An 11446-nucleotide genomic window follows, 5' to 3' on the forward strand; every position below is an offset into this window, starting at 1 on the left:
CCCTTTTTTTATTCACGCTCTATACAAACGCCACATCCCGCCCCCTGTGCGGCCATCCCGACATTTGCCGTTAGTTTACTATATTTCCCGTATTTCGCAAATATTTTGGGAATTGACAAATGGCCTGCATAAGGCTTTGCGCCATCTCGAAAGTCGTGATTAACGAAGTCCTTTGATGCTTTGCTTCGTGGGTCAGGCAGTCCCGCAATTGCATCGCGGACGGTCTGCCACCGTTTAAGCGTCGGTTTTGCGTCGAGGTGCATTTGTTTTGCTGGCGGTCTTTTGCTCTTTGCAATTTTATGTTCGTCCCAATATGAACCGTCCGTAAACTGAGCGTAGTTGAGAGCAGATTTGCTGTGCGTAGGTTCCGGGAACGACCAATGCGCGTCGAAGTCGTTTCTAAACCCAACAATAACCACGCGATGACGCTGTTGTGGAACACCATAATCGGCGGCGTTCACAAGACGAAACACCACGTTATACTCTAACCCGTCACGCGAACCAAATGTGTGATATTCTTCGAGCAATTTCAAATGCTCCATCCAATCCATATCCGCGCCCGCAACGATTTCGGGATGAGAGAGTTGGAGCAGTATGTAGTTGAAATACGTACTGAACGATTTGCGCAGCAAACCTTTCACATTCTCAAAAATAAAACCTTGCGGTTGAAGCTCTCGAACGGCTCTGACAGCCTCGGGAAACATATCGCGAACATCGGCGTGAGCTTTGTGCTTGCCTCCGAGCGAAAAAGGCTGACACGGCGGTCCGCCCGTAACAAATTGCACACCCGTGCCATAGTCAGAGTAACGCGCAAAGCGAACGTCGACTTGGACCACGTTCCAATCCTCAACGCCCGCATGTCCGTTCGCTATATTCGCCCTGATGTTATCGCATGAATCCTTGTTCCACTCCAAGAGAGCGGTTGGCTGAAATCCCGCTTGATGCAGACCGAGAGCCAACCCGCCCGTACCACAGAACATTTCCAATGAGCGTATCATCTCGCGCACCTCCTATAAACATCCGTTGAAGCCATGTCACAAAACACTCAGTTCGTCAAGCCCCAAATTGTATAACTATTATACCTATGACTGCATGAAATTTGAATATTGCACGAAATCCGCCGAGTGAGCGATACGCAACTATGCGCGTGCATGAAAATTTATAATTTCCCGTGACAAATCCCTTTGACAGACTGCTCCCGGCAACGAGAGTTGTCAGAGGTTCCTGAAAATTTATCTTTTAGCGACAGTTTTCAGTATCTCCCGGACGCGGCTGCTAATCGCTTGCTCGCTGCCGGTTTCCGCCCTTTCCTTTTCTTTCTTTTTCCTCGATTTTTTCTTCTTTTCGGCCTTTTCTTTTTCCGGATCGGCCCCGCGAGGTTCTTCCGTCCGTGCCGGCGGCTTGCCTTTGGGCTCCGTTTGCAGCATGCGCCGGTGGATGTCAAGTATCCGCTCGCCGTAGGGTATGCCCGCTTGCGCCCAACGGCCGTTCAAATCATGCCAGGTTGTACAAACGCCGAAAATATTCGGCATGCCTTTTACCGTTTTATAGCGCGGGTCAACGATAGCGGCCTTGGGGGCTTTTTTGCTAGAGTAGGCCAAAAGGTGCTGTATATGCGCGCGCACGCCCAGCGCGGGCGTGGCGAAAGAATATCCTTTCGCGCCGCCGCCCACGCTGCCCAACCCGCAGAAATTGTTCTGCGCCGACTTTACGTCGCCACCGTAACGGAAAAAGCCTGTTTCCAAAAGTGCCTGGCTGAGGGCGACATCCGGCCTTATGCCTTCGTTCCCGGCTTCCTTATAGTAAAGGCGCACGATTTCTTCCACCGTGCAGTTCAGTTTCGCGCCCGGGTTGGATTTTTTTATAAACTTGACCGCCTGTTCTTCGGATGCCAGAGGCGGCCCGGCAATAGTAAGTTTCGCTTCCGGTCTTTGGGCGGGAGCCTTTTTGGCTTGCGCTACGGCAACCGTTCCCAAGGCCGTGGCGGCCATGACAAGAAAGATAAGTATTTTTCGCAAATTAATTTCCTCCGAATGTTGGAACCCGAGCGCTGAACCATCAGCAATCCGCCCGGGTTACTTATTTTCCGCCGGTTCGGCGGTTAACCCGCCGAACCGGCATCCTGCCTTTTCCAATAGCCGATGGCCATGAACACGGCGCTTACCAACATGCCCGGATAGAGCGGCGACAAGGTGGAGGGGAACAATATTCGCCATAAAAGGGCGCTCAGGGAGCCGCCGGCAATCGCGGCGGCGGCGTAGCGCGGCGAAAACAGCCCCGGCCAAAAAAGAGCCGCGCACAAGGGAATGAAAACTCCCGCGCCGCGCAGGCACATGGAAAGGATGGTCCAGTCAAGGACGAGCGCGCCGTTGTTGCGGTAGGTAAACAAAAGCGTGCCGAAGGTAATGGCGAAAAGGGCGGCGCGGTTGGACAAGAGTTTGTTCTTTTGCCAAAATTGCGGCAGGAGGCGGCTGATGATGTCGGAACTGACGATGGTGCTCATGCCGAGAATCAGGCCGGCGGCCGAGCCAACTGCGGCGATGATCAGCATGCCGACGGACACTCCGGCGAACCATTCCGGCAGATAGGTCATAATGAATAACGGCAAGGCATCAATCGGCGCTATGTCAGGGTGCAGCCTGCGCATGAAAAACCCGATCCAGATGGCGGGCAAGGCCGAAATAAGTGTGAACAGCCCGGAAAACAACATGCCAAGCCGCGCAGCCCGCTCATTTTTGGCCGAACACATGCCCTGGATATAGGTCTGCGTACTCATGACGCCGATGACCGTGGACGCGCCGGCGGCCAAGTTGGTGAAAAATCCGTCCGGGAAGAGGGTAAACCAAGGAACGGATGGGAATTCTGTCAAAATAGGCGACAGGCCGCCGACTTTTTTCAGCGCGGCGAAAAAACACACGCCCAAAACTATGTACAACAGCCCGGCCTTGAATACGCCGACAAGCCCGGTCGCCCACGCGCCGCCGAAAGCTACGTACAAAACGATCAAAATGAACGTGATGGCCAGCCCGCCTTCCATGCTTACGGAAAAACAGGACGCCAGCATGGGGATAAGCACAAGCGACGAGGCGGCGGCGCTAAAAAATATGCCGAGGGCAGAAAAGACGCTTGCCATAATGCCCGCGCCCTGGTTGTAGGCCAGGCCGAGAAACTGGGAAACCGTTGTCTGCCGGCTGAAATAAAGCGGTTTCACATATAAAAAGCCCATGATGACAAAACCGACGCAGCAGCCAAGGCAGAACCACCAGGCGCTTATGCCGGCCTTGAAAGCCAATTGCGCCGTCCCCACGGTGGAAGACGCGCCTACCGCCGTGCCGACGATCGTGCCCATTACCATCAGCACGCCGGAGGAGCGGCCGGCCAAGGCAAAATCGTCGGCCGTGCGTACTTTTCCGGCCGCGTAAACGCCAAGGGATGCCACCGCCAATATCACCGCCAAAAGGCCCGCCCAATATTCCAGGGCGCTCCCGTTTGTCATAGCACACCTCTTGAATTAATGCATATTACCATGATTATACCATTCCCTGCCGACAAGGGCAAAAAAATCGCCGCTGCTATACCCTAACGGATTGAACCGGCGTTCGCCGGTTTTGACACAATTGGGTGCTTGTGTTATAATTTAGGTAAACCATTTATTGCTTTATGGTTTACCTAAGAGGATTCTGTGGGGGTGTACATTTATGCTATTTTCGACCGAGCGCCTTTCCCGCCGGGACGCGCTTTCCATTCTGAACCTGCCGACGTCCGGGCTGCCCGCCCTGCTCGCCCAATCTTACGCCCTGAGGAAAAAATACAAAGGCGATACGGTAAAAATCCAGCTGCTTACAAACGCCAAAAGCGGCGACTGTTCCCAAAACTGCGCTTATTGCGCGCAGTCCGGCAAGGCGCGGGCGGATATAGAAAAGTACCGGCTCGTCCCGTATGAAAAGTTACTGGCCGACAGCCGCGCTGTCAGTGCGGGAAAACTGTCCCGCCATTGCATAGGGCTTAGCGGCATAAGGTTCAGCGACGCGGAAATAGAAGAATTCGCCGGGTTTGTCAGCAAAATAAAGAAGGAAAACCGTACCCACATCTGCTGCAGCATCGGCTTTTTGACCCCACGGCAGGCAAAAATGCTTAAAGAGGCCGGAGTGGACAGGATAAACCACAACCTTAACAGCAGCCGGCGGTTTTATCCTCACATTTGCACGACCCATACTTACGATGAAAGGATCGCCAATATCGCCATGTTGAAAGAACTGGGGTTTGAAATTTGCTGCGGCGGCATTGTTGGCTTGGGCGAAGAAAGCGAAGATGTTGCCGATATGCTTTTGGAGATACAGGCGATAGATCCTCGTTCCGTGCCGATAAATTTTCTCATTCCCATTGCGGGCACGCCCCTGGGGGGCGCGGACACTTCCCGGCTCACGCCGGAATATTGTCTAAAAGTCCTTTGCCTGGCCAGGCTGCTCCTGCCGACCTGCGACATCCGCTGCGCCGGCGGCCGGGAGGTCTACCTGAAAGGCTGGGAAAAAGAGCTTTTTTCCGTCGCGGACTCGGTTTTTGCTTCCGGCTACCTGACGGCGGGCGGAGAAAGCATCGCCGAAACTGTGCGGGCAATTGAGGATGCCGGGTTCGCCTGCCAAATCGAATCGGCGTAACCGCGCCCGCTCCGGCCAGCCGCCGGATTTGCCCATATTTAACGAGCGCCTCAAACCATTTGTTTTGGCGGCGGCAGCGGCACGGGGCGTTTTTGGTTTTATCTTGGCAAAAGCATTGAATTAAATCGCTTTTTGTAGCATAATAGGGCATATAGGGGGCAAGATATGCCTAAAAGCCAGGACAATCGGCCTAGCGGCCACGGGCGGGAAGGTTCCCGCCGCAAACCGGCAAAAGGAGTGATGCATGTGAAAACGCTAAAGTTTTACGGCCATGCTTGCTTTGGCTTAGGGGATGAAACTGTTGCGTTGCTTTTTGACCCTTTTCTGACCGACAACCCTTTTAATGTCGCCAAACCGGACGAGGTGGCGGCGGACTACATTTTGGTTTCCCACGGTCATTTCGACCATATCGGCGACACGGTGGCGATCGCCAAGCGTTGCGGCGCGACCGTCATATCGACCGCCGAGGTTTGCCACAAAGTGTCCGAAGACGGCTGCCAAGCCGCCCCTATGCACATCGGCGGGAAAATCGCCTTCCCTTTCGGCTACGTGCGCGTAACCTTGGCTTTCCATGGTTCCGGCATACCGGGCGGGCACGCCTGCGGTTTTGTCGTTGACTTTAAGGGGACGGTTGTTTATTTTGCCGGCGACACGGGGTTGTTCGGCGACATGGAGCTTTTGGGCAAATTAGAGAAAATCGACTATGCGCTCTTGCCGATCGGCAACAATTTCACCATGGGAGTGGAAGACGCCGCCTTGGCGGCCGGGATGCTGAAAGCCAAGAAAATAATTCCCATGCACTACGATACTTGGCCGCCGATCAAACAAGATCCGGAGAAATTCAAAGCGCTGGTCGAGCGCAATGCCGCCGGCAAGGTTTTGGTCATGAAACCGGGCTCGACGATTGAGCTATAAAAGCGCTTACGGGAAAGCCTGCTAACTGTTTGTGATTCCCGCGCCGAAAGGTCCTTGGCGTTTTGCCCTTTCGGCGCATTTTATTTTTCCCCGGCGCAAACCCAATTGTAACCGCACAGCCCGCACCAACCGCTGGCCGCAGCGAAGTCATCTTCTTTGGTTTTGCCCGTTATTTCGCCGCACAGTTCCCGTATGGCTTCGATTAAGCGGGAGCGCCCGTTTGTTATGTCAACCTCCACGCTCGTCCTTTCCCTGATGAAATGCAGTTGCGCCTTTGCCGTTTTGCGCCCCGGATACAGCATTTCTGCGGCCAGCGCGTAAACCATCATCTGCGGCGCGTATTTTTCCGCCTTGCCCGCAAATTCCCTGTCCGTCTTGTAGTCTGTCAGCCAAAGGCCGTCATTTCCGTCAAAGGACAGGCTGTCTATGCTGCCGGAAAACCATAAAGGGCCGCCGCTGCCAGTCAAAAGCGGCAGCCTGAACCCCACTTCGCGCATAGTTTCCCTTGCCGCCGCTTCCCGCCAAAGCGGATGGTTTATGTAGAGCGACAGCCATTGCGCGATGTTGTCGCGTTCCGCGCCGCCGCCCGCGCCAAGATGTTTCGCGCAAGCCCTGTCCAAGGCTTCCGGGAAGGTGTATTCCCCTAATTCGGCCAAGACGGAGTGGGCGATCAACCCCTCCGTCCTTGCCGATAACCCGCCCGGGCGCGCCGTCTCGCCATTACGTCCGGACGGTTGTTGTTCGGGCAGGGCGGCTATATATTTATAATAAAACAGTTTCTGGCAGTGCCGGTAATCGTGCAGGGCGGTCGCGGAAAAAGACAGCCGGTTTTGGCTTTGCCAATTTATGGGGCGCGTTTGCCGCAATAGTTTTGCGAAATCTTTTTGAACGGACGCCGACGCGATAATTTGCGCCCCTTCTTTTATTTCTCCTTCTTTGCCGCAAACAGTCGGCATAACGGCGTTTTCCCACAGCCGTATTTTGGCTTCGCCGCCGCGCAAAAAGCCATCGCCTTCGTTTTCAAAACTGCTTTTGATCCATTGCAGCCAGCTTGGGTTTTTGACTTTGTCGGCACTTATGATAAGTTTGTCCCGGGCGCGGGTCATGGCCACATAAAGCAGCCGGCGCGCCTCTTGCAGGTTTTTGTTTTTGCCGCTTTCCCGCGCTTTGTCGAAACACCCGGTTGGCTGCAATTTGCCGCCGCAGCGGACTTTTATGCCCAAACCGTATTCCTCGCCGTAAAAAAAGGAACTCCGGTCCGCAGGAAATGCCGCCCCGCAGTCGGCAAGCACGACGGCTTTAAACTCCAGCCCTTTCGCTTTGTGGATGGTCAGCAGTTTGACCGCGTCGCTCCCCTCGTCCTCTAACTGCGCCAATCCCTCGCGCGCCTCGATGTCCAGCAGGCCGTCGATATAAGCGATGAATTCCCCCAGCCCGCCGTTGGCATCCTGTTCAAAGGCAAACGCCATGTCGACAAATTTTTCTACGTTAGCGTATTTTTGCCGGCCGTCAGGGTAGGACAAAAAAAGCGGCAGCAGGCGCAATTCTTCTATGACGGCGCGCAGCAAAGGCCCTATGGACAAAATACGCGCCGCCCGCAGGAGATTTTCCAAAATTGCCGCCGCCCGCTCCGCCAGTTGTCTTTGCCCGGACGAAAGATTGGCGCAAGGAAAGTTTTTCAGTTTCTGCCAGAAAGACCCTTCGCCGGCGGAAAGGGCGAGCAAAGTTATCGCGCAGTCATCCAGCCCGAAAAAGGGCGCGCGCAACAAGCCCAAAAGCGGCAGGTCCCGCAAACTGTTGTCCAAAAAGCGCAGCAGGTTGAGCATGTCGGTTATTTCCGCCGCTTTAAAAAAGCCCTGCCCGTCAAGAAGGCTGTACGGCACGCCGGCCGCTTCCAACGCCTCCGTATAAGCCGCAAGGTGTGTCCGGGCGCGCAAGAGTATGGCCATGTCGGCAAAAGTGAACCCTTCATCGCGCAAGAGACACAGTCTTTGGGCGATCGCCGCCGCTTCCGCCGCATGGCCGCCGTCCGTAGTTTCGCCGGACGCCTGAAGCGGCGCCGTTTCGGCGGACGCGAGAAATTTCGCCGCTTCGGTAGACGCGAGAATTTCCGTCGGCTCGCCTGCCGCTTTTTCCTGAGCCCTTCCGGCGCGCATCGGTTTATATTTCATGTTTTCCAAGCCCGGTACGGGCGAGGAAAAAAGATGATTGCAAACCGCGATGATTTCCGCCCGCGAGCGGAAGTTGTCCAAAAGCTCTATTTGCGATCCGCCGCCGCTTAAAATGTCTTGGCGCGCCTGGGCGAAAACGCTGACGTCCGCCCCCCGGAAACGGTAAATGGACTGCCTTTCGTCCCCGACGATAAACAGCTTGTTCCCATGCAAAATTTCCGCGTCGCCCCCGGCCAGCAGATAGGCGATCTCTTTTTGCGCCCGGTTGGTGTCCTGGAACTCGTCGATCATTATATGCCGGTATTTGTCCATGTATTTGCCGCGCAAAACTTTGTCGTTTTTGAGGATTTTCAGCGCCAAGCTTTCCAGGTCGGAAAAGGTCAACGCTCCCAGCCGCTTTTTCTGAAGCGCCAATTCCCCGGCGCAGGAATTTATTATCCGCGCCCAGCAAGGCATGATGTCCAGCGCCCGGCAATCGCGGCAGCCGCCGACGACGTTTTCCCAAGCCGCTTTGACACCTTCTATTAACAGTTTGGCCTTGCTCTGCTTGCGCAGTTTGCCGACCAGCCCATCGACAAAGCGCAAAGCGCCCTGATCGTCAGGCAAAGAAACAAGGGCTTTTTTGACCGTTTCCAAGCTGTCGCTTATTTCCGTAAGCGCGGCGGACGTTTTCGATGCCTTTAATCCGTCTGCGCCGGCCAACAGTTCCAAGAGCGCCGCCAAAAAATCCCGTTTGGCCGCCCCCAGGCGCCCACGCGCGCCATGGCAGCCGGCGGCCAGCCTGTCCGGGAAACCCGCGTCAGCCGTTTCTGCAAAGGTAAATTTGTCCATGATGCTTTTTACGTATTGCAACAAACGGTAATAACCGTATTCTTCGCATAAAGCGGCGAAGGCGGCGCTGTCCGGCAACAGCCGGGCAAAGGCGTTGCGCGCCGCTTCCGCCGCGATCAGCCGCCCCCTGCTTTCGTCCAGTATTTTGACGTCCGGGTCAACGCCGGCGGCCATCGGGTTGGCGCGGATGATCCCCGCGCACAAGCCGTGAATCGTGCCAATATAAGCCCTGGGCAAGAACTCCTTTTGCTTGCGCCAGTTCGCCTCGCCCGCCGTCCCGTTCGTCCGGGCGTCCCCTTCGGCGCGCCCGGCCATTTCCGCACGGATGCGCCCGGCCATTTCCGCCGCCGCCTTTTCCGTAAAGGTTATGGCCAAAATACGGCGGCAGTCAACGCCGCCGGACACAAGGCCGAGGTAGCGTTCGACCAGCGCCCTGGTCTTGCCCGAACCCGCGCCGGCTACCACCGCCGTATTGACGTTTATGCTGTTTATCGCCTTTTCTTGTTCAGGCGTATATTCCTGCATCTGTTTCCCCCGTGCCGCTCCGTCCTTTGCGGCAGACGGCCAGCCCGGCGCACCAGCCGGGGCATACGCCGCCGCCCGGAAGCGGCGGAAAGTTTCCCGCGCATATGTCGTCAATGATTGCCGTCAGGCGGCCAATGAACATTTTTCGGTATTCTTGCCAGTCGTCGCCCATAGTTTTTTGCTTAGTGTTTGCCTTGGCAAAAGGCAGTTTTTTTTCAGCGGTTTTTAACCAAAACCCGCCGCCGCGCCCGGCGTTTTCTATAGAGAAATAGCCGCCGCCCAGCGTAGGCCCGAAAAACCGCTCGGCCGCCAAAAGATATACGGGCATTTGCAGATCAAGCCCCTCTTCGATGTCGGCCCTTTTGGGGAAATTGCCAAGCTTGTAGTCTGTAACGAAATAAGCGCCACCATCGGTGTCCACGCGGTCTATCCGGCCGGTTATCTTTGCTTCGCCCGCCTGTACCGGCAGCGTCAAAGGCTGTTTATCAAACTTCCATTCCAAACGGAAAGGATGGAAGGCGCCGCTAAACTCCTGGTAATTTATTTCAGCCGCCAACCAGTCTTTAAGATATTCTTTCATGTCCGCGCATTCCCGCCCGGTCAGCCAGGTCTGCGCCAAAATGCCTTTTGCGGCATACTCCCGCAAAATGTCGTCAAAATCTGCGGACAGTTCCTTTTCCAACCGTGGGTGAGCCTCGGCCGTCAACCGGCGGCCGATATATTTTTGCAAAAAATTTCTAAGGCACGCATGATAAAGGCCGCCCCGCAACCCAAGCGCCATGCCGTCCCCGGCCGGCGGCCGGTCGTAAGGGCGCCAGACTTGTTCCAGCAGGAACTTGAAAGGACACAAGGCGTAGTTTTCAAGCAAGCTGGCGGTAAAGGAGAGCGCGAACAGGGCATTGATATTTTCTTTGGCGCCCGCCGCGCACCCGGCGTAAACGCCGGCGCGCCGGGGCAGTTCCCCGGCCAGCCGCTCGTTGAAATCGCGGCCCAAGTAACCATCGAGCCATGTTCGGGCGGTCGGCTCCTGTATCTTTTGGTCAATCAGCAGGGATGCCAAAACATCCTCATTGGACACAAAATCGGGAGCGGGCAGCACGGCGCGGGCAGGCCGCTCTGAAAGCGTGAGGCCGGGAAGCGCCCTTGCCGCTTCTTCCAAATAGGAGGAAATTATTTCCCCGCCGGCAATGCTGGCTGACAGCCAGAGGCTGCGCCGCGCCCTTTTTACGCAATTGAAAAAGAAAAACCGTTCTTCCCGCGCCGCGTTGTCGGCGGACGGCAAAAAACCGAGCTGCGCCAGGCGAATACGCTCGGCATCGTCATAAAGCCAGTTCTCCGGCGCAAAGGCCGGAAATTCCCCTTCTTTGAGGCCTATTATGTAAACATGGCGGCAGGAACCGCCTAATTCGCGGCAGTTATCCGCCACGCGCGCCCCATCGCCATCTCCCGGCCGCAGGACAATCGTTGTATCCCCTACGCTCCGCAAAAACAGCCGCCGGTAGTCCCCCGCCGTTACAGGCTGCTTTTCCCCGCCCGCCGCTTCGCAGTCGGCGGTCAGTTGTTCTATCGCTTTCAAGGTTTCTTCTTCGCCGCTGGCCAGCAGTTTGAGCCGCGCGAAATCCAAAAGCCCGTTTTTGTACAACTGGCCTAAACGGACAGGCGAAAAAAAATAGAGCAGAAAATCGGAAAGCGCCCGCGCGAAAACCGGCACCTCGGCTATGCGCGGCAGATTGGCGCAGCGCGCGAACAAGCTTTCTAAAAGGGCGCATTGCCGCTCGTCGCCGCAAAAAGCGCCCAAAATGAGCCTTTGGGCCGCCGGGAGGTCGGCCAGATAATTTTCCTCCAGCAAACAGTTTATTTTTTCCGTGTCCATCTGCCAATATTCTTTCAGGACGTATGAAGAAAAAAGTTTTTTCAAGCCTTCTTTCGCCTCGCCCGCGCCTATCTGCAAAAAAGCGTCGGCAAACCTGGCCGCAGGCTGCGACGACAGGCGCACCGTCTCCGGCAGGGACACGGGAAGCCCTGCCAGAATGAATTCGCGGCGCAGTCCGGGGTAAAGCGCCAAGCTGCGCGTAACCAATAAAATATCGCTTGGCGACGCGCCCAGCGCGACCCGATTTTTGATGTCGGCTACCGCTTCCTGCATTTCCTGTCGCCTGTTGGCGTATTTTTTTATTTTTACCGCGCCGCCGGGCGGCGCCTGGCCGCCGCGCCGGGAAAACAGGCTGTGGCAAAGCCCCGTTAATTCCCGGTCTTTTTCCTGCGTTTCGTTAACAAGGCGCAGTTCAAAGTTCAGTCCCATGAGGTCTTCATAAGCTGTTTTCACAGTTTCATAGACCGCATCCC

7 protein-coding genes are annotated in these 11446 nt (G+C 55.8%); 2 read left to right on the plus strand and 5 right to left on the minus strand.

Translation table 11 applies throughout. From position 1 onward, the window contains the following. Positions 1 to 8 precede the first annotated feature (8 nt). The 3 genes from LBO03_05055 to LBO03_05065 all read right to left on the minus strand — a co-directional run bounded on the left by LBO03_05055 (position 9) and on the right by LBO03_05065 (position 3496). On the minus strand, positions 9 to 998 hold the full coding sequence (locus tag LBO03_05055) for a DNA cytosine methyltransferase (protein MDR3348956.1): 990 nt from the start codon (positions 996 to 998) through the stop codon (positions 9 to 11). 234 nt (positions 999 to 1232) lie between these two features. Next, positions 1233 to 2018, minus strand: coding sequence for a glucosaminidase domain-containing protein (locus LBO03_05060; protein ID MDR3348957.1), 786 nt, complete (start codon positions 2016 to 2018; stop codon positions 1233 to 1235). 83 nt (positions 2019 to 2101) lie between these two features. Next, the gene (locus tag LBO03_05065; protein MDR3348958.1) at positions 2102 to 3496 is read right to left on the minus strand and encodes a sodium:solute symporter family protein; all 1395 of its coding nucleotides are present in this window, start codon (positions 3494 to 3496) and stop codon (positions 2102 to 2104) included. A 202-nt stretch (positions 3497 to 3698) separates the two neighbouring features. Here LBO03_05065 and bioB point away from each other — a divergent pair, with 202 nt between their 5' ends. Together bioB and LBO03_05075 are read left to right on the plus strand one after the other, a co-directional pair. Then, the gene (gene bioB, locus LBO03_05070; GenBank protein ID MDR3348959.1) at positions 3699 to 4658 is read left to right on the plus strand and encodes a biotin synthase BioB; all 960 of its coding nucleotides are present in this window, start codon (positions 3699 to 3701) and stop codon (positions 4656 to 4658) included. A gap of 165 nt (positions 4659 to 4823) precedes the next feature. Beyond that, positions 4824 to 5573 carry a metal-dependent hydrolase gene (locus tag LBO03_05075; GenBank protein ID MDR3348960.1) on the plus strand — a complete coding sequence of 250 codons (750 nt, stop codon included), beginning with the start codon at positions 4824 to 4826 and terminating at the stop codon, positions 5571 to 5573. 80 nt (positions 5574 to 5653) lie between these two features. On the opposite strand, the gene LBO03_05080 is transcribed toward LBO03_05075, so the two are convergent. Both LBO03_05080 and LBO03_05085 read right to left on the minus strand, forming a co-directional pair. Then, positions 5654 to 9100, minus strand: a complete 3447-nt coding sequence (locus tag LBO03_05080; GenBank protein MDR3348961.1) for a UvrD-helicase domain-containing protein — start codon at positions 9098 to 9100, stop codon at positions 5654 to 5656. Next, positions 9081 to 11446: PD-(D/E)XK nuclease family protein (locus tag LBO03_05085; GenBank protein ID MDR3348962.1), on the minus strand; the 2366-nt coding region annotated here is incomplete at its 5' end. The genes LBO03_05080 and LBO03_05085, both read right to left, overlap by 20 nt.

Source organism: Acidaminococcales bacterium (assembly GCA_031290885.1).
GTDB lineage: Bacteria > Bacillota > Negativicutes > Acidaminococcales > JAISLQ01 > JAISLQ01.